At 65.3% G+C, this 18,043-nt stretch carries 14 protein-coding genes and 1 tRNA gene; 8 read left to right on the top strand and 7 right to left on the bottom strand.

What is annotated here, in order from left to right:
- Positions 1-140 precede the first annotated feature (140 nt).
- Positions 141-824: an SOS response-associated peptidase gene (locus tag NFH98_RS02420; protein WP_348827541.1), complete on the top strand. Its 684-nt coding sequence runs from the start codon at positions 141-143 to the stop codon at positions 822-824.
- A complete protein-coding gene (locus tag NFH98_RS02415; protein WP_349622170.1) occupies positions 824-3,748 on the top strand; it encodes an insulinase family protein in 2,925 nt (974 codons plus the stop codon). Before NFH98_RS02420 ends, NFH98_RS02415 begins: the two co-directional genes overlap by 1 nt.
- A gap of 253 nt (positions 3,749-4,001) precedes the next feature.
- On the opposite strand, the gene sbcB is transcribed toward NFH98_RS02415, so the two are convergent.
- The 4 genes from sbcB to minC all read right to left on the bottom strand — a co-directional run bounded on the left by sbcB (position 4,002) and on the right by minC (position 7,785).
- The gene (gene sbcB, locus NFH98_RS02410; RefSeq protein ID WP_348827539.1) at positions 4,002-5,492 is read right to left on the bottom strand and encodes an exodeoxyribonuclease I; all 1,491 of its coding nucleotides are present in this window, start codon (positions 5,490-5,492) and stop codon (positions 4,002-4,004) included.
- A 215-nt stretch (positions 5,493-5,707) separates the two neighbouring features.
- The gene (gene minE / locus NFH98_RS02405) at positions 5,708-5,962 is read right to left on the bottom strand and encodes a cell division topological specificity factor MinE (RefSeq protein WP_045991341.1); all 255 of its coding nucleotides are present in this window, start codon (positions 5,960-5,962) and stop codon (positions 5,708-5,710) included.
- Complete coding sequence (minD, locus tag NFH98_RS02400) at positions 5,959-6,780, bottom strand: septum site-determining protein MinD (protein ID WP_045991342.1); 822 nt, start codon at positions 6,778-6,780, stop codon at positions 5,959-5,961. Before minD ends, minE begins: the two co-directional genes overlap by 4 nt.
- A gap of 264 nt (positions 6,781-7,044) precedes the next feature.
- The gene (gene minC / locus NFH98_RS02395; RefSeq protein ID WP_045991343.1) at positions 7,045-7,785 is read right to left on the bottom strand and encodes a septum site-determining protein MinC; all 741 of its coding nucleotides are present in this window, start codon (positions 7,783-7,785) and stop codon (positions 7,045-7,047) included.
- A 258-nt stretch (positions 7,786-8,043) separates the two neighbouring features.
- Here minC and NFH98_RS02390 point away from each other — a divergent pair, with 258 nt between their 5' ends.
- Entirely contained in the window at positions 8,044-10,821 is a 2,778-nt protein-coding gene (locus tag NFH98_RS02390; protein WP_348827538.1) for a DUF349 domain-containing protein, read from the top strand.
- 132 nt (positions 10,822-10,953) lie between these two features.
- On the opposite strand, the gene phbB is transcribed toward NFH98_RS02390, so the two are convergent.
- Complete coding sequence (gene phbB, locus NFH98_RS02385) at positions 10,954-11,700, bottom strand: acetoacetyl-CoA reductase (RefSeq protein ID WP_045991345.1); 747 nt, start codon at positions 11,698-11,700, stop codon at positions 10,954-10,956.
- 369 nt (positions 11,701-12,069) lie between these two features.
- Between phbB and NFH98_RS02380 the strand changes: the two genes are divergently transcribed.
- The 3 genes from NFH98_RS02380 to NFH98_RS02370 all read left to right on the top strand — a co-directional run bounded on the left by NFH98_RS02380 (position 12,070) and on the right by NFH98_RS02370 (position 15,010).
- A tRNA-Met gene (locus NFH98_RS02380) sits at positions 12,070-12,146 on the top strand.
- Between the two features lie 623 nt (positions 12,147-12,769).
- Entirely contained in the window at positions 12,770-13,930 is a 1,161-nt protein-coding gene (locus NFH98_RS02375; protein WP_348827537.1) for an AAA family ATPase, read from the top strand.
- 135 nt (positions 13,931-14,065) lie between these two features.
- Complete coding sequence (locus tag NFH98_RS02370) at positions 14,066-15,010, top strand: tetratricopeptide repeat protein (protein ID WP_349622169.1); 945 nt, start codon at positions 14,066-14,068, stop codon at positions 15,008-15,010.
- Between the two features lie 107 nt (positions 15,011-15,117).
- On the opposite strand, the gene NFH98_RS02365 is transcribed toward NFH98_RS02370, so the two are convergent.
- The gene (locus NFH98_RS02365) at positions 15,118-16,302 is read right to left on the bottom strand and encodes a MalY/PatB family protein (protein WP_222568285.1); all 1,185 of its coding nucleotides are present in this window, start codon (positions 16,300-16,302) and stop codon (positions 15,118-15,120) included.
- A gap of 83 nt (positions 16,303-16,385) precedes the next feature.
- Between NFH98_RS02365 and NFH98_RS02360 the strand changes: the two genes are divergently transcribed.
- Complete coding sequence (locus NFH98_RS02360) at positions 16,386-16,820, top strand: hypothetical protein (protein WP_045991372.1); 435 nt, start codon at positions 16,386-16,388, stop codon at positions 16,818-16,820.
- 16 nt (positions 16,821-16,836) lie between these two features.
- On the opposite strand, the gene NFH98_RS02355 is transcribed toward NFH98_RS02360, so the two are convergent.
- Positions 16,837-17,172, bottom strand: coding sequence for a hypothetical protein (locus NFH98_RS02355; RefSeq protein WP_045991373.1), 336 nt, complete (start codon positions 17,170-17,172; stop codon positions 16,837-16,839).
- Between the two features lie 62 nt (positions 17,173-17,234).
- Between NFH98_RS02355 and NFH98_RS02350 the strand changes: the two genes are divergently transcribed.
- Positions 17,235-18,038: a hypothetical protein gene (locus NFH98_RS02350; RefSeq protein WP_108131196.1), complete on the top strand. Its 804-nt coding sequence runs from the start codon at positions 17,235-17,237 to the stop codon at positions 18,036-18,038.
- Positions 18,039-18,043: the final 5 nt, after the last annotated feature.

The following is an 18,043-nucleotide window of genomic DNA, read 5'->3' as shown; positions in this document are numbered from 1 at the left end:
TCAGCGGTATCGTTCAGCATACATTAATCGAACACTGTTTTCGACCGCTCATTATGCCCCCTTCGCCGCGACAACGGGCTCAAGGCTTTCCTGACACCGGGAGCTTGGGTACGCTGGCCCTCCAGATCGCAGGAGCCCCCATGACCGGCCGTCTCTATATTCCCGCCCGCGCCATCGAGACCGCCCTCGACGACCTCGATGCTCCGGCCCAGGCCATCAGCGGCGTCAACATGGCCCCGCGCCGTCCACTGTCGATCATCCGCCTGGAAGCTGGACGCCCGACCCTGGGGATCGGTTTCTGGGGCCTGACACCGCCCTGGTTGCAGGTACTCGATCACGCCCCCCACTGCGCCCGCGCCGAAAGCCTCGACTCGCGCCCGATGTTCCGTGACGCCTTCCGCGCGCGGCGCTGCCTGGTGCCGGTAGCCGGCGCCTACGCCTGGCAGCCGCGTCCAAACTACAAGCAGCCCTTCTTGATCACCAGGGCAGACCGCGGGCCGATGCTGCTGGCCGGACTATGGTGTAGGTTTCACACCACCCTTACCGACTATAACGACTCCTTCGCCTTGATCACGGTACCTAGCCCTGGCTTTCTGGCCCCCCTGACCGACCGTCTGCCGGCGGTCGTGCCCCCCGGCCAAGCGAGGGCCTGGCTGGACCCGCAGAGTGATCCCGAGGACCTCAAGTCACTGTTGAGCCCCCCTCCCGGGGAACTGTTGGGCGCTTTTCCGGTATCAAGACGAGTGAACAATCCTCAAGAGCAAGACCCATCCTGTGCCCATCCCATCGGCAAGATGTGGCGCCAGACTTCCAAGGAGACGTGATGGCTTCGACCCTCACACGACGCGGCGCCAGCGCCCTCGTCGCCACCCTGATCGGCCTGTGGCTGCCGTTGGCTCAGGCTTCCGCGGCCCCGACCGCTACCAGCGAGCAACCGCCCACGGCTCAGGCCGACGCCGACGTGGCCACCGCCACGACGCCGATCGTCAGCCCCCACGATGATCGCGACTATCGCGTACTGACCCTGGACAACGGCCTCGACGTCCTGCTGGTCAGCGATCCCGAGGCCGACAAGGCGGCGGCTTCACTCAATGTGTCGGTGGGCAGCGCCCAGGATCCCGATGACCTGCAGGGGCTCGCCCACCTGCTCGAACATATGCTGTTTCTGGGCACCGAGGCCTACCCCGAGCCCGACGCCTACCAGGGCTACATCAGCCGCCACGGCGGGCGCCACAACGCCTTCACCGCCTCGCTGGACACCAACTACTTCTTCGATGTGGAACCCGAGGCCTTCGAAGGCGCTCTGGATCGCTTCAGTCGGTTCTTCATCGACCCGCTGTTCAACGCCGACCGCCTGGGCAGCGAGCGCAACGTGGTGCACTCCGAATATCAGGCGCGCCTGCGCGATGACGCACGCCGCGAGAACGAGGTCCTCGACGCCCTGCTCAATCCTGCCAACCCCACCGTGGGTTTCTCGGTGGGCAGCAAGGAGACCCTGGCCGAGCGGCCCGAAGGGGAGCCCAGCCTGCGCGAGCGGGTCATGAACTTCTACGACAACCACTACGGTGCCAACGTCATGCATCTGGCGGTAGTGGCGCCGATGCCGCTGGATCAACTGCAGACACTGGTGGTCGAACGTTTCGCCGAGGTGCCCGATCGCGGCCTCGAGGCACCCGTCATCGACACCCCACTGGTGGATCGCTCACGCCTGCCGCTGGCCGCCGAGGCCCAGTCGCTGCGCGACGCTCGCCGCGTCAGCTTTCTGTTCCCGGTGCCCGACCCCGTGCTCAGCTATCGCCACAAGCCGGCCAGCTACATCGCCAACCTGATCGGTCATGAGGGACCCGGCAGCCTGTTGAGCCGCCTGCGCGAGGCCGGCTGGGCCGACGGCCTGTCCGCCGGCGTCACCCGAGGTGACGGCCGCCATGCACTGCTGGCCGTGGATGTCAGCCTGACCCCCGAGGGGCGCGAGCATCTCGATCGCATCCAGGCCAGTCTGTTTGCCACCATCGAGCAGATTCGCCAACAGGGCATCAGCGAGGAGCGCTACGACGAGCAGGCCAGCCTGTCCGAGCAGGCGTTCCAGTTCCAGCAGCACGGTAACGCCCTGGACGAGGCCATGCGCCTGTCCATGAGCCTGACCCACTACCCGCTCGAGGACGTCAACCGCGCCGGCTACCGCATGGACGGGCTCGACGCAGAGGAAGTGCGTCGCTGGCTCGATGCGCTGCGCCCCGACAACATGATCCGCCTGTACACCGGCCCCGAGGTCGAAGGCGACCAGCGCAGCCGCTACTACGACACCGCCTGGCAGGAGACGCCATTGGCCGACACCGCAGCCGACCCCCTGGCGGGGCTGGCACTGCCCGAGCCCAATCCCTTTATCGCCGAGGACCTGGCGCTGCTTGAGGCCCACGACGAGCGCCCCTCACTGCTGATCGACACCCCCGAGGCCGACGCCTGGTACAAGGCCGATGCCGAGTACGATACGCCCAAGGCCTCCTGGCGCTTCAGCCTGCAGCACCCTGGCGCCAGCCAGTCCCCGCACCAGGCCGTGCTGACACAACTGCTGGCCGGCTGGCTCAACGACAGCCTCAACGAGAAGCTCTACGCCGCACGTCTGGCGGGACAGAAGTATGAAGCCTATGCCCACTCACGTGGCATGACGCTGTCCTTCACCGGCTGGCGTGACCGCCAGGACAGGGTGATACGGGAGGTGATCGACCAGCTCAAGCAGGGTGAGATCCGCGACGCAAGCGTTGCCCGAGTACGCTACGGCCTGGAAAAGCAATGGGGCAATGCACCACGCAATCCGCTCTATCACCAGGGTCAACGCACCCTGTCCGAGGCGCTGATTCGGCCCCAGTGGTCCCCCCAGGTGCTGCTCGAGGCACTGTCCGACCTCGAGCCCCAGGACCTGCGCGACTTCCGCGAGCGCTTCCTCGACGAGCTGCACCTGCAGGCGCTGGTGGTCGGCAACCTGGAAGAGTCGCTGGCACGCGACGAGGCCGAGCAGGCCATCGCGGCGCTTGAGCCCAGCCTTGGCGCGGACGCCATCACCGACCTGCAGGTACTCAAGGCAGTGGATCTGCCGAGCCTGACGCCGGACTCCAGCCGAGACGAGTCGCTGCTGATTCGCTACCTGCAGGGGCCGGACCAGGGTATCGCCACCCAGGCCCGCATCGCGGTGCTCGGCAAGCTGCTCGAGACCCCCTTCTACCAGCAGTTGCGTACCGAACAGCAGCTCGGGTACATCGTCAGCGCAGGCTACTCACCGCTGCTGCACGCTCCGGGCATCAGCCTGCTGGTGCAGTCTCCCTCCACCCAGAGCGACGAGCTCAAGGCCAGGGTCAGCGACTTCCTCGACCGTGTGCCCGAGCGTCTGGACAGCCTGGATGACGACACCCTGGCCACCTATCGCCAGGCGGTCCACGACGAGATTACCCAGCGTGATTCAGGCCTCGAGGAGCGCACCACCCGCCTGTGGCAGGCGCTGTCCTACGGCGACACCGACTTCGATAGGCGTGAGCGGCTGGCCGCCGCGGTGCTCGAGGTCGACGCCGCCAGCCTGAAGGACAGCTGGCAGCGTCTGGGTGGCGCCGCAGTGGTGGACGTGACCTTCGATCCGGGCGCCGCACCCAGCGACGTCATGGCGTTGAAAGGCGACCTGGAAGCCCTGCCCGGTGACGAGGAAGAAGCGCTGTCACCGACGCCGGCGGACACCAGCGCCCAGGCGGCCAAACCCTGACAGGGCTCTGCCAAAAGGCCCTGGCCCACCCCATCGCCCCCTGCTTGGGGGCGATCCCGCCCGGCTGGCGACGCCGCCGCCGACAGCAGTGACGACAAGGCCCGACCGGCATCGCCGGTCGGGCCTTGTGGTTTCACCCGCGTCGTTTCACCCGCTTCATCACACCTGATACATGGCACCTGATTCATGGCGCCATATTGATGATGCCCGACACGGCCAGCGCGACGCCGTGCGTCTGCGCCAGGCTGGTCCCCTAGCCGAACGCCTGGGCGGGCATGATCGACTCCACAAACATCACCATCTCCTCGAGGATCTGGCGTTCGCGATCGCTCAGCGAGGTCTGGTTCAGACGCTCGATTTCACGCGCGAAGTCCTTTAGCGTCAGGCTCGCCAGCGCCGAGTCGTTCATCCGCTCCCACCGGAAGGTCTCCCAGCGCGCCTGCTCCTCGCCGGTCAGGGTGTCCGGATAGCTGCGGGCGCGGTAGCGAAACAGCATCTCCTCGAGGCGCGGGTCCTGGAAGGCAAAGCTGGCGTCGACCAGATCCCAGGGATCCATGGCACGCACGCGCTCCATCTGCTGGCGGTCGGCAGGAGAGAAGAACCCGCCGGAGTAGAGCATCAGGTCCGGATCCCTCCGCGGCTCCGGCGGTGGCTCGGCGAACACCTCCTGCACCTTGGCGACGATATCGGGGTCCTTGGCCAGCCGCTGGTAGTGACCGCGACAGGCGTCCATCTCGAGCCCCATGCGCGCCACGATCTCGCCGTACTCGCCCTGATGGGGCCCCGACACATCCTTGAGCGCACTGGGCGGAAAGATCACCGGGCACTTGTTGATGTGCACCACCTTCAGCGGAATCCGGCTTTCCCCCTCGGCCAGGTCGTCATTGCTGACAAATACCCGAGCACGAATCTCCTGGGGCGAGAGACTGAGCATGTCGGCAGGGTCCAGCGACAGGTCGTAGACGATGACGCCGTTGGGATTGGTCGGGTGTTCGGCCAGGGGCATCACCAGAGACCCGCAGGCGCGACTGGCCGGATAGCGCCGGGAGATATGCACCACCGGCTTGCGCTGGGTCGTATCCAGGCGTTTACGCACCTCGCGCTTGGCCCTGAGCGACAGCAGGTAGTCGAACAGGTTGGCATTGGCGCCACGCAACAGTCGCGCCAGGGCGATGGTAGCGCGTACATCGGCCAGGGCGTCGTGGGCGCCGGCATGCTCGATGCCGTTGGCCGCGGTCAGGTCTTCCAGGCGAAAGCTGGGACTGCCGTCCTCGCGCCTTGGCCACTCGATGCCCTCGGGCCTCAAGGCGTGGAAGGCGCGCACCACGTCGATCAGATCCCAGCGCGAATTGCCGTTCTGCCACTCCCGTGCATAGGGGTCGATCAGGTTGCGGTAAAACAGGTGACGACTGACCTCATCGTCGAAGCGCAGGCTGTTGTAGCCCACCGCACAGGTCCCGGCGACGCTCATCTCGTCGACGATGGCGCCGGCGAACTCGGCTTCGGGCACACCGTTGCGCCTCGCCTGCTGGGGCGTAATACCGGTGATCAGGCAGGCCATCGGGTGCGGCAAGGCATCATCGGCGGGCTTGCAGAACAGCTCCACCGGCTCGCCAATCTCGTTGAACTCGGCGTCGGTACGGATGGCCGCGAACTGCGAGGGACGATCGCGCCGAGGATCGGCACCAAAGGTCTCGTAGTCGTGCCACAGAAAGGTCAGCGGAGCGGCTTTCGGCTGCGCCATGGGATTGCGGTCTCCACGCGTACGTCAAAGGCCCGTCAGCCTAGCACAGGCCAACGCCGGGCTCAGCCTGCACGATCACAGGTCGAGTCCGGCGCGGGAAGGAAATACACGAAAGACGCCCAAGGGGCGTCATCTTGATGGCTGGCATTGTCGATATCGCATCGGCGATGTGGCATCGACGATATCACGACGTTCAAGCAACACCAGACGCTGCATCAACTGCTGCGCGGCAGGGTCACGTTGAGCTCGAGCACCGAGCAGTTGTCCTCGCTGTCCAGCGACATATTGATGGCATCGTCGTCCACCTCGACATAGCGGCGGATAACCTCAAGCAACTCCTTCTCCAGCATCGGCAGGAAGTCAGGCTGTCCCCGCTGGCTACGCTGGTGCGCCACGATGATCTGCAGCCGCTCCTTGGCGACAGACGCGGACTTCTTGCGTTCGCGCTTCAGGAAATCGAGTAGTTTCACCGGCGACCTCCTCCTCCGAACATGCGGCTCAGCAGGCTTTTCTTCTGATACTCGTGGAAGCGCAAGGGCACCTCCTCTCCGATCAGGCGGCTGACCGTATCCATATAGGCCTGGCCAGCGTCACTGCTGTCGTCGTGGGTGACCGGGACCCCCTGGTTGGAGGCTCTCAGCACGGCCTCGGACTCGGGAATCAAACCTACCAGGTTGATGGCCAGGATCTCGCGAATGTCCTCGAGATTCAGCATGTCTCCCTGGTCGACCCGTCCGGGGTTGTAGCGGGTGATCAGCAGATGCTCCTTGATCGGGTCCTTGCCCTGCTCGGCCCGCCGGGTCTTCGATGACAACAGCCCAAGGATACGGTCGGAGTCACGCACCGAAGACACCTCGGGGTTGGTCACCACGATGGCTTCGTCGGCGAAGTACATGGCCAGCTGGGCACCACGTTCGATACCGGCGGGTGAATCGCACAGTATGTAGTCGAAGTCCTTGGTCAGGGTGTCCAGCACCTTCTCGACGCCCTCCTGGGTCAAGGCATCCTTGTCCCGAGTCTGGGAGGCAGGAAGGATATGCAGGTTGTCCACGCGCTTGTCACGGATCAGCGCCTGGTTCAGCCCGGCCTCGCCCTGGATGACGTTGACCAGGTCGTAGACCACACGGCGCTCGCAGCCCATGATCAAGTCGAGGTTCCGTAGACCGACATCGAAGTCGATCACTACCGTCTTGTTGCCTCTGAGTGCCAGCCCGGTGGCAATGGCTGCCGCACTGGTTGTCTTGCCGACCCCGCCTTTACCGGAGGTCACAACGATGATCTTGGCCAAGTGTCGCATCCTGTCGTCGTAAAGTTGTTGGTCCTGTGTGGTCACCGCAGTGACCAGGCACGGCCTTATAAAAATCGCTGTCCCGCGCTAAAGCGCCCGCTGATGCGGCAATGCCCCGCTGAAGGCGCTTCACAAGCCCGGCTAAAGGCTCTCCATCAGCCCAGCTGAGGGCTCCTTACAAACCCGGCTGAAGGCTCTCTATCAGCCCAGCTGAAGGCTCTCTATCAGCCCGGCTGAAGGCTCCTTACAAGCCCAGCTGAAGGCTCACTTCAGCGCGGTGATCCCCAACTGATCGTCCGTCAGCACGACCTGGACGGAGGAGCCGAGCAGCTGGGGGTCGATATCTTCGAGACGCTTGTAGTTGCCCGCCACTGACAACAGCTCCGCATGCAGCTCACGGCAGAAGATGCCTGCCTGGTGGTCGCCGTGAATGCCAGCGAGGGCACGCCCCCTGAGGGCACCGTAGACGTGGACATTGCCCGCCGCCAGCACCTCGGCCCCGGCATTGACCGCACCGATCACGGTCAGGTCGCCGTCGGGAGCGGTGATCTGCTGGCCGGAACGCACGGTGCCACGAAAGATACGTCCGCCATGAGGCGCGTCAGCCTCCACTTCCTCGACCACGGTGACGTCTTCGTCTTCCTGCACCGGAACGCTTTCCAGGGTACGCGCACGAGCGGCATCCTGGGGGGGGAACCAGCCAAGTCCGAGCGCCCAGGCGGACTGCTTGACCGGATCGGCACCACCACGCACCGCTACCGGCAGCAGCTTGTGCGCCCGGCACACCGCACAGATACGTTCCAGGGCCAGGTGAGGTTCGTCGAGCTTCTCGACGCTGAGCACCACCGGGGTGTGCTGAAAGAAGGCTGGCGACTGCGAGAGCTTGCCCGCGAGCTGATCGCGAATTTCCTCGGGATCCGCACTGGAAAGCTCCATCACCGTCATGGGCAGCATCCCACCCTTGAACGTAAACGCCATGCTGTCCCTGTCCACTTTGAGGCTCATTGCCGAACTCCACGTCGGGTGTTGGTCGGGGGATGATCTCAAGCTAAGTCAGAGCCCCCGGTCCTGCAACCGATCATAAGCCTCAATTGTCCTCCTGTCAGTGTCTCCAATCAGCCACAGCCCTGCGCTGAGGCCTTTTCTGATGGTGGCGCGCATGCTTAGATAAACTTTCTATCTCGACGCCCGGCTTTGCCTGGCGCAATAACAAGATGGTGAAGCCGTTTCGCCACCTTTCTTTATTTCTTTGCAGGAAGCCCCATGCCCGGACTCCTCCGCCGCCTTTTCTCGCCACGCTGGCGACATCCCGATCCACAGGTCCGACGCGATGCCGCCGAACGGCTCGACCCCCAGAGCCAACGCGAGGCCCTCGAGACCCTGGTCCAGGACACCGAGCCCGACGTCCGTCTCGCCGCGGCGAGGCGCCTGGACGACCCACAGCGACTGCTGGAGCTGCGCGTCGGGGGTAAAGGATCACGCGAGCTGGATCGTCAGCTCATCGCGCTGCTGATCGGTCGCCAGGGCGGCATCGAACTTGGCCGCCGCCAGCAGATCGTCGAGTCCCTGGACGACGCGGCGATGCTCGAGGAGATCGCCCTCCAGGGCGATAACCAGCAGCTGCGACTCGCCGCCCTGGCCAGGCTCGATGACGAGGCCGCCCTGATTCGCCAGGCCTGCGACAACGGCATCGCCGCCGTACGTCACGCCGCCGCCGAGCGGGTCACCTCCGAGGAAGGTCTCAAGCAGCTGGCCCAGGCGGCCCGCCGGGATCGCCACGTGGTGCGCGACGCCAAGGAACGCCTGGGACGACTGCGCGCCGACGCCGACGCCGTGGAACAGGCTCGGGAACGACGCGAGCAACTGCTGGCCAGTCTCGAGCAGCACGCCCGTGCCACCTGGGAGCCTCTCTACGCTGGGCGCTTCCGCCATCTGGAGCGCGAGTGGTCTCGACTGGCAGATCTGCCCGACGCCGGGCAGGAGCAGCGCTACCAGGAGGCCAGCCTGCGCTGTCGCAAGGTGATTCACGATCACGAGGCCCAGGAACACGCCCTGCGTGCCGACCGGCAGCGCCGCGAGCAGGCCGACCAGGACCGAGAGGCACTGGTCATGGCGCTGGAAGAAAGCCTGGCCGCGCTCTATCAGGGCGAATATGTCGGTGAACAGGACCTGGCCAGCCTGCGCGCTCAGAAGCAGTTGATGGCCAACCGCTGGCAGGCACTGTCCGAGATCCACCTGGCCGACGACGGCCTGCGCCAGCGCTACGACAAGGCCTTGAAGAACTACGACGCCATCAACCAGGCCCACCAGCGCCTGGTCGAGCGCGCCCTGCCGCTGGAGGAAGCCATCAAGGCCGGCGACGAGGCTGCGCTCAAGCAGCTGGTGAGCGACTGCAAGTGGCCCGAAGGTCTGCCGCCAGACCCGCGGCTCGAACGTGCGCGACACCATCTTCGCCTGGAGAAGGATCTTTCCGGGGACGAACCGTCGGAGTCCCAGCTCACACGCTTCGATGAGGAACTGGATCGTCTCGAGGCGTTGCTCGACGAGGGTACCTTCAAGGGAGCGAGTCGCCTGCACCAGCGGCTTCGCCACCTCGCCGATCAACTGCCGTCCTCGGCCGGCGCCCAGCAGTCACGACTCAAGCGCCTCGGCGCACGACTCGCCGAACTGCGCGACTGGCGCGGCTTCGTCGCCGGCCCCAAGCGCGAGCAACTGTGCCAGGCCATCGAGGCCCTGGAGCAGGACGCCACCCTCACCGACCGTGACCGTGACCGCCGCCATCGCCAGCTGGTCAAGGAGTGGAAGGCACTGGGTGACGCCGCGGCCAACCGCGAGCAGTCCGAGCGCTTTCGGGCAACCTCCGAACGTATTCGCGAGTCGCTCAAGGCCTGGCGTGAACAACAACAGCGCCTGCGCGAGGCCAACCTGGCAGAGCGCGAAGCGCTGTGCGAGCAGATCGAGGCCCTTCTGGAGCAGCCCGCCGCCCAGGCCGACCCCGACGCGCTGCGCGAGATCCGCGACCAGGCCAGGGAACAGTGGCGCCGCACCGCCCCTGTCCCGCGCGATCACGCAGAGGCCATCGGACGACGCTTCGGCCGCATCCGGCACCAGTTGCAGGCGCTGATCGATCGCCGCGCCAACGAGATCGCCGACGCCAAGCGTGAGGTGATCGACCAGGCCCGAGCGCTGGTCGATGCACGACTGCCGGCACGCCAGCGAGCCGACCAGGCCAAGGCACTGCAACAGCGCTGGCGCGAACTGGGGCGCGCGCCCAAGGGCGAGGAGCAGACCCTGTGGCGAGAATTCCGCCAACTATGCGACCAGATCTTCGCCCAGCGTGACGCCGAGCGCGATGATCGTGCCCAGCGTGCTCGCGAGCGCCTGGAACAGATGCAGGCCCTGATCGACCGCATCGATGCCTGGCAACCCGCGGCAAGCAGCGAAGCCGACTGGCTGGACAAGGCGGTGGATGAGGCCAGCGCGCTGGAACCGCTGCCATCGGGCCGGCGCACCGAAGGCATGCGCAAGCGCTGGACCGGCATCGTACGGGCTCGGCGCGAGCGCCTGGAACGGCTCTCCGTGGCAGAGGTCGTCGGTCGTTGGCGCGAGGTCAAACCCCTGATTCTGCAGCACCTTGAGGCAGACGATGACTGCCTCGCCGGCCGCCTCTGCAGTGATGTGGAGATTCCCGCCGCGTTATCGTTGCCGCCGGCGCTGAAACAGGCCCACGCACAGCGCAACGCCGCACGACGCGATCCTGCTCCAGCGGAGGAAGTCGCCGAGCGTCTGGCACGACTGCGGGTGCACCTGGCGCTCCTGGCGGGCCATCCGATCGGCCACCAGGACGAGCCACTGCGCCTGGCGATCCAGGTCGACCGTCTCAACGACAGCCTTGGCCAGGCGCCGAGCCGGGAAGACGAGCTGATCTCGGTACTGTGTGGGCTGCTGGCCACCGGTCCAGTGTCGCGCCAGCAGTGGGAGCGCGAGGTACAGGAGCTCGACGCCCTGCTGGATGGGCTGAGTCAACTGCCACCACCCTGAGCGATGCACGGCTTGCCGTGCCTCCCCCCTCTTTCAACCCCTGAAAACCACGATGCGAGGCCTTTTGGCCTCGCATCGTGGTTTCTGGCGAAATGTACATCGCCGAGCCTCGTGAGCCCGGCGCGACGTCTGTCAGCCCATGAACTGACCGCCATTGATGTCGATATTGGCACCGGTGATAAAACCGTTGTCCTTGCTGGCCAGGAAATTGACCAGGCGGCCGATCTCTTCCGGCGTGCCGTACCGCTTCATCGGGATGGTCTCGCGAATGGCCTCGCGCACCTTCTCCGGAATCTTCATGATCATGTCGGTGGCGATATAGCCAGGCGAGATGGTGTTGACGGTGATGCCCTTGGTCGCAGTTTCCTGCGCCAGCGCCATGGTCAGACCGTGCATGCCGGCCTTGGCGGCGGAATAGTTCACCTGGCCGAACTGACCCTTGCGGCCGTTGATGGACGAAATGTTGATGATCCGTCCGTAGCCCTGCTCCAGCATGCTCTCGATCACGCTGCGGCAGGTATTGAAGACGCTGTTGAGGTTGGTGTCGATGACCACATTCCACTGGTCCGCCGACATCTTCTTCAAGGTGCCATCCTTGGTGATACCGGCACAGTTGACCAGCACTGCGATCGGCCCATGCTGGTCCTCGATCGCCTTGACGCCATTCTGGCAGGCCTCGAAATCGGTCAGATCGATGCCAGCGATGTCGATATTGTCATAGCCATCCGACTTCTGGGTCTCCAGCCAGGTCTTGGCCTTGTCAGGATTGTTGTAACCGGCCACTACCTGATAGCCGGCATCCGCCAGTTCGCGACAGATTGAGCTTCCGATACCACCAGTACCACCGGTGACCCACGCGACGGGCTTTTGCTGAGTCATAGACGACCTCCCTGATTGTCCTTCACGCCGCCGCTTGGCGACGGCACTTGTTGTTGCAAGCATGTATAGCAGTGGATGCTCTGGTGCTGCGCATTCGCGCAACCAGGAACCTCGGGCCCAGAGCGATCGCGGGTGGCCTCCTGCCACTGCGACGTCCAGCCCCACCTGCCTACCTCGGCAGGCCTTCGTCGTGGTACTGCGTCGAATCAACGTCCACAACGACTATCCACCAGGCTAGCGTCTAGCACTGACATTTGCATGACAGCCCCTCCAGTATGGACCACAGCGCCCGAACGGCACGACCCATCACACCCGAAATCGCACAGGGTTGACGCAGCCAGAATTATCCGTATACTACGTCCTCGTTGATGCGGGGTGGAGCAGTCTGGTAGCTCGTCGGGCTCATAACCCGAAGGTCATCGGTTCAAATCCGGTCCCCGCTACCAAATACGAAAACGAGGCAGTCCTTCGGGACTGCCTCGTTTTTTTGTTGGCTGTCCGGTGCTGGCCGAGGCCAGCGCTTCGCCACTAGACGCCATTGCGGCATCCCTGTATTGCGAAGCCCGCCCCCTGATTAAATCTTAATTTTTCTGTGCCAATTCGATATTTTTTGGCGCTTCCGTGTCCCCGGATTAGCCATCCACCCCTCCTTCTTTCGTCGAAGAGCTGACCTCGATCAACCCGAGTCGGTCAAGAATCGACCGTCGACAGCGACCTGATCTTCGACGTCGACCGCAGCAATATTCAGCAGGTACTGGAGCCGTCCATGCGCATCCCGGTTCTGCTGGCCTGCAGCCCCCCTGATACGAGCCCTGCAAGCATCTGATGCCGGTGCTGGAACTCTCCATCACCGCGCGGACCGTATGAAACGTCCAGCGACTGAGGGCCAGCTCATTTCGCGTGGGCCATCCGCGGGCCAGCACAACCGCCGTCACGCCTACTACAGAACGCGCATCTCTCCTGGCCAGGCCGCTCGGAGCGGAAGCCATCATGGGCAGGAGCGTTGCTTTACGCCATTTTACGGCTAGTCTGATAAATTATAGGAATTCAGATAAAAACTGGTAAAGCCATGATCTACTTTCCCAGGCATCAGCTGGCCGCTGACATGGCGGACGCCGTGAGGGGGCACACCCTCTTCAGCGACGCGCCTAATGGCCTGTTCCTTGCCGCCCCTCGCAGGACCGGCAAGACTACCTTCCTGCGCAACGACCTGCTGCCCACGCTGGAGACACAAGGCGTCGAGGTGGTCTATGTCGACCTCTGGTCGGATCAGCAGCGCGACCCCGCCCAGCTGATTCAGGCTGCCATTCAGGAAGCCATGGCCCCGCACCGTCCCGCCATCGAGAAGCTGGCAGCACGGTGGGGCATCAGCAAGGTAGGGCTCGGACAATGGATCCAGCTCGATGCCACCCCCACAGACAACGGGGGCGCCTCCCTCCCTGAGGCACTACGCCTGCTCATCGAGGCCGGGGGCAGGCCAGTTGCCCTGGTGATTGATGAGGCCCAGCAAGCGGTAACCACCGACGCTGGCAACACCCTCATGGCCGCCCTGAAGTCGGCGCGGGACCAGCTCAATTCGCCCGACCACATCCAGCTGATGCTGGTCATGTCGGGGTCCGATCGCGACAAGCTGCTCCGGCTTGTCAACAGCCATTCTGCCCCCTTCTACGGATCACAGATCCAGCAGATGCCGCTGCTCGGCAAGGCTTTTATCAAGCACATCGCCGATCTCATCGAGCGCCAGCAGCCAGCGCAGGCCCCGGTGGACACGGACATGCTGCTGCAGGCATTCACGGCTTATGGGTTTCGTCCCCAGTTGTTCATGGAGGCGCTCGGCCAAGCGATGAGCCCCCTGGCTGCGGATGAAAACCGATTCGAGCAGCGGCTCGTATCACTCGCACAGGCTCGACAGCGAGATGTCGAGCAGGACATGGCGAGTGATTACCTCGGCCTGGACCCCGTCCAGCAGGCGGTGCTGTGGCGAATGCTCGAGATGAGAGAGGGGTTCCGTCCGTACAATGCCGAATCGCTGGCCTTTTATCGGCGGATCACCGGCAAGCCGGTTTCTGCACAAAAAGCTCAGCGAGCCCTGGAGAGTCTACGGGAACGCACCCCACCCCTTGCGTGGAAATCGAGCCGGGGTGAATACGCCGTGGAAGATGCAGCCATGACCAAGTGGTTCCGATCCCTGATCGACGCAGGCCGCTGGCCGCCCGGAGCCGATGAATAATCTGCAGCTGCGGGTGCCCAGCCTCGAACATCGCGAGCGCCTCGACAATACAACCTGCGTATCGGCAGGCGCCTTGAAGTCGGTGGCCGTCGCCCGCATCTTTAGGGCAATTCACTTTTGACAAGGTTGTGTCCCATGCCCATCGTCGACCCTCGTACAGGCGAACCTCTGAGCAGCGATCCGAGCAGCGAACCCGCCCTGGGTGCCGCCGCGGCGTCCCAGGGGCCGGCCGACAGCGACCTGATCTTCGACGTCGACCGCAGCAACATTCAGCAGGTGCTGGAGCTGTCCATGCGCATCCCGGTGCTGCTGGACTGCTGGGCCCCCTGGTGCGAGCCCTGCAAGAACCTGATGCCGGTGCTGGAAAAGCTGACCCGCGAATACGCCGGCACCTTCCTGCTGGCCAAGCTCAACATCGACGACAACCAGGACATCGCCGGCCAGCTCGGCGTACGCTCGGTACCCGACGTCAAGTTGATCAGTCAGGGCGGTCTGGTGGACCACTTCCAGGGCGCCTTGCCGGAAAAGGAAATTCGCGAGTGGCTGGGCCGCTACTTCCCGGCCCCGGAAGATGCTCCGGCAAGCCCCGAAGAACAGGCCGAGCAGGCCCTGGCGGCGGGCGACACCGCCACCGCGCTGGAGATCCTGCAGCAGCTGACGCAGCAGTACCCCGACCACCTGGCCTACCAGATCCAGATGGCCCGAGTGCTGGTGGCGGAAGGTCGCAATGACGAAGCGCGCACCCTGCTTGACGCGCTACCTCCGGAAGACCGCGACGGTCCCGAGGCCCGCGGCGTTCGTGCCAGCATCGAGTTCGGCGAAGAAGCGCCCGACGCCGAGACCCTGGCCGCCCTGGAGGGGCGTGACGACAGCGAGGCCAACTATCTGAGGGCGCTGCGCCAGGTGGCCGACGGTGACTATGAACCCGGCCTGGAAGGCTTGCTGGCAGTGATGAAGCGCGACCGTGCCTACGGTGACGACCTGGCGCGCAAGACCCTGCTGCGGGTGTTCGACGCACTCGGCGCCGATCATCCGCTGACGGTGAGCTACCGCCGCAAGCTGTTCGCCCTGCTCTACTGAGGGGATCGAGACGTCGAGCGCCTTGCCGCTCATCGCCTAAAAAAGATGAAAACGGGGCCCCTTCGAGGGCCCCGTTTTCGTTGTTGAGGTTATTACGCCAGCGCCACTCAGCCGCCCAGCACCTGGTCCAGGCGCGCCAGCGCCTCGTCAAGCTGGGTGGCCGTGGTGCCGAAATTGAGCCGCGCAAAGCCCGGCCAGCCGAAGTCGGCGCCATCCGACAGCGCGACCCCGGCTCGCTCGAGCAATGCCTTGGCCGGCGACTCCTCGCCACCCAGGGTCGACTGGCGCAGATCGAGCCAGGCCAGATAGGTCGATTCGGGGGCGCTGAAGCCCACGCCGGGCCAGCCAGCGACGCGCTCGACCAGCGTCTGGCGGTGGCCACGCAGTACCGTCAACAACTCCTGGCGCCAGGGCTCGCCGTGGCGATAGGCGGCCTCAGCCGCCACCAGCCCGAGCACATTGGCGTCCGGCATCAATCCCTTGGCGGTATCACGAAAGCGCTTTCTCAGGCCGGCGTCGGGGCAAATCGCGCAGGCGGCAGTCAGCCCAGCCAGATTGAAGGTCTTGGAGGGCGCCCACAGGGTGATGATGCGATCGGCCAGCGCCGGGAAGGCGGCGGCCAGGGGCTGGTGGCGCGCTCCTTCGTCGAGCAGCAGGTCGCAGTGCAGCTCGTCTGAAACCACGATCAACTGATGACGCTCGACCAGTTCGGCGAGTCCTTCGAGCTCGTCGCGGCGCCAGGCTCGTCCGGTGGGGTTGTGGGGCTGGCACCACAACAGCAGCCGGGTCCGCTCGGTGATCGCCGCCTCCAGCGCCTCGAGGTCCAGCGTCCAGGGCTCGCCCGGCGCCTGGGGCGGGCGCATGGCTGCCTGCTGGGGCAGGCGCCCGGTGCGCCTGGCCACCTGCAAGAACGGCGGATAGATAGGCGTCACCGTCAGCACCCCATCGCCAGGCTCGGTAAAGGCCAGGCTCGCCAGGTGCAACGCCGGTACCACCCCCGGCAGCCAGTGCTGCCAGCGGGCCTCGATGTCCCAGCCATAGTGGGTGGCACTCCAGTCGATCAGCGTCTGTTCCAGACTTTCCGCCACCAGACCGTAGCCAAAGACGCCATGATCGATGCGCGCCGACAGCGCCTCGACCACCGCCTCGGGCGAGCGGAAGTCCATGTCCGCGACCCACAGCGGCAGGACGTCATCACCGTGGCGGTGCCACTTCTGTGACGGCCAATGTGGCGAACGATCATCACCGCGGGGCTGTCGTCGATCGATCGGCGTGGCAAAATCGGGTTTCATGGTCATCTCCCTGACGATGGCTGGTCGGTTGCCAGGATACCCTGGCCAAGCACTTGAAGGACGCTTCCCCCATGACAAGCACCATGCCGCATCACGGATTCTTCGCCAAGGTATGCCGAGGAATGCCTGCCCTGATCGGCCAGTGGCTGGCGCTTGGACGCGGCGACCCCGATCGCCTGGCGCTGATCCTGGCAGAAACCGCCCGGGTCGCCGGCCTCGGCGACCCGGGAGAGACCCCGGACGGCGCCACACTGGAGCGCTGGGCCGCCGCCGACAACGACGAGATCCCACCCCACTGGGCGGTGCGTACCGCGCTGTTCCTGCTGGTCCAGATGCCTGCGCGGCCGACACCCGGCGATGAGCCCGAGGCCTGCGCCTGGGCCTACTGCTGGCTGCGCAATCGCGCCTTCGACAGCCGCGACGCCGCCGTCGATGCCCTGCCGGAACACCTTCGCCAACCGCTGGCGGCCGCGGTGACCGCCGCCTGGGTCGATCGCCAGGGGCTCAGGCTGGTCTAGGCACCGCACTGAAGCCCTAGCCTCTTCGCCGGGTCGGCCGCTTCGGCCGAAACCCATCCGGCTTGGTCGACAGCCATTCGACGAAGGAACGAATCTCCGGATGTGCCAGCAGCGCCTCGCGGCTGCGATAATGGTCGGCCAGCTCACGCTCGCTCAGCAGCGCGTGAAGATGGCGGTGGCAGCCATGGCACACCCACAGGATCGCCGTCAGGCGCTCGACGCGATCGTGGCGCTTGCGATAGCGCGCCTTGCCGTGCAGCGAACGCGGTATCAGATGATGCTTGGTCAGGGGCGCCCCTCGCGCGCACAGCTCGCAGCGCTCCGGCCTCGGGGGCGGCGACAGCTCGGTCATGGTCATCTCGCTTGAACCTGGTCACCAGATACATACGATAACCCAAGGAACCCCCTCCCCTCATGGACGTCCCCCTTCATTGGCAACTGGCCAAACTGCTTATCTCCGTCGGCGTCGTGCTCGGCCTGTCGGTCATCGCCGAGCGGGTCAGCCCCCGGGTCGCCGGCCTGCTCTCCGGCTACCCGTTGGGCACCGCCATCGCACTGTTCTTCATTGGCCTGGAGCTGTCGCCCCAGTTCGCCAGCGACAGCGCCGTACACACCCTGGCCGGCTTCACCGCGACCCTGGCGCTGGGCGGCGGCTACCTGCTGGCCGCACGCGGTGACGGGCTCAAGGGCGTGGCCCAGGGAACCGCGGGTGGCCTTGCCGCCTGGCTCGCCGCCAGCAGCCTGCTGACCCAGGTCGATTTCAGCCGCCTCGGAGGCACCCTCACCACCCTGGCCGCCATCATCGTCTTCACCTGGCTGTATCGCCGGGTCCCCGACGTCAAGGCCACCCCCAAGGGCGGTTTCTCCTGGCCGGCGCTGGCGCTGCGGGCAGGGCTCGCCGCGGGCATCATCTTCCTGATCACCGGCCTCGCCCATGTGGTGCCGAGCGCCTGGGCCGGGGTCATGGCGGCGTTCCCGGTGACCATGTACCCGTTCCTGGTGATCCTCCACCTGACCCAGGGGGCAGCGCCAGTGGCCACGGTCATCAAGCACTATCCTGCGGGCCTGGGCTCGCTTCTGTGCTACGCCCTGGTGGTGTCACTGACCTACGCAAGCCTCGGCCTGTGGCCAGGCACCCTGCTGGGCTTCGCCGCCGCCACCCTGTGGCTGTTGTCGTGGATGCGCGTGCAGCAGTGGTGGGCAGGCCGCCGAAGTTGAGAGAC

It is taken from the genome of Halomonas sp. H33-56 (assembly GCF_040147035.1).
GTDB classification, from domain to species: Bacteria; Pseudomonadota; Gammaproteobacteria; order Pseudomonadales; family Halomonadaceae; genus Halomonas; species Halomonas litopenaei.
This window is presented reverse-complemented; position numbering and strand designations above follow the sequence as displayed.

Excerpts from the sequence above, each read along its gene's own strand:
- NFH98_RS02420 (WP_348827541.1), top strand. The coding sequence starts at position 141 with ATGACCGGCCGTCTCTATATTCCCGCCCGCGCCATCGAGACCGCCCTC.
- NFH98_RS02415 (WP_349622170.1), top strand. The coding sequence starts at position 824 with ATGGCTTCGACCCTCACACGACGCGGCGCCAGCGCCCTCGTCGCCACC.
- sbcB (WP_348827539.1), bottom strand. The coding sequence starts at position 5,492 with ATGGCGCAGCCGAAAGCCGCTCCGCTGACCTTTCTGTGGCACGACTAC.
- minC (WP_045991343.1), bottom strand. The coding sequence starts at position 7,785 with ATGAGCCTCAAAGTGGACAGGGACAGCATGGCGTTTACGTTCAAGGGT.
- NFH98_RS02390 (WP_348827538.1), top strand. The coding sequence starts at position 8,044 with ATGCCCGGACTCCTCCGCCGCCTTTTCTCGCCACGCTGGCGACATCCC.
- phbB (WP_045991345.1), bottom strand. The coding sequence starts at position 11,700 with ATGACTCAGCAAAAGCCCGTCGCGTGGGTCACCGGTGGTACTGGTGGT.
- NFH98_RS02375 (WP_348827537.1), top strand. The coding sequence starts at position 12,770 with ATGATCTACTTTCCCAGGCATCAGCTGGCCGCTGACATGGCGGACGCC.
- NFH98_RS02370 (WP_349622169.1), top strand. The coding sequence starts at position 14,066 with ATGCCCATCGTCGACCCTCGTACAGGCGAACCTCTGAGCAGCGATCCG.
- NFH98_RS02365 (WP_222568285.1), bottom strand. The coding sequence starts at position 16,302 with ATGAAACCCGATTTTGCCACGCCGATCGATCGACGACAGCCCCGCGGT.
- NFH98_RS02360 (WP_045991372.1), top strand. The coding sequence starts at position 16,386 with ATGCCGCATCACGGATTCTTCGCCAAGGTATGCCGAGGAATGCCTGCC.
- NFH98_RS02355 (WP_045991373.1), bottom strand. The coding sequence starts at position 17,172 with ATGACCGAGCTGTCGCCGCCCCCGAGGCCGGAGCGCTGCGAGCTGTGC.
- NFH98_RS02350 (WP_108131196.1), top strand. The coding sequence starts at position 17,235 with ATGGACGTCCCCCTTCATTGGCAACTGGCCAAACTGCTTATCTCCGTC.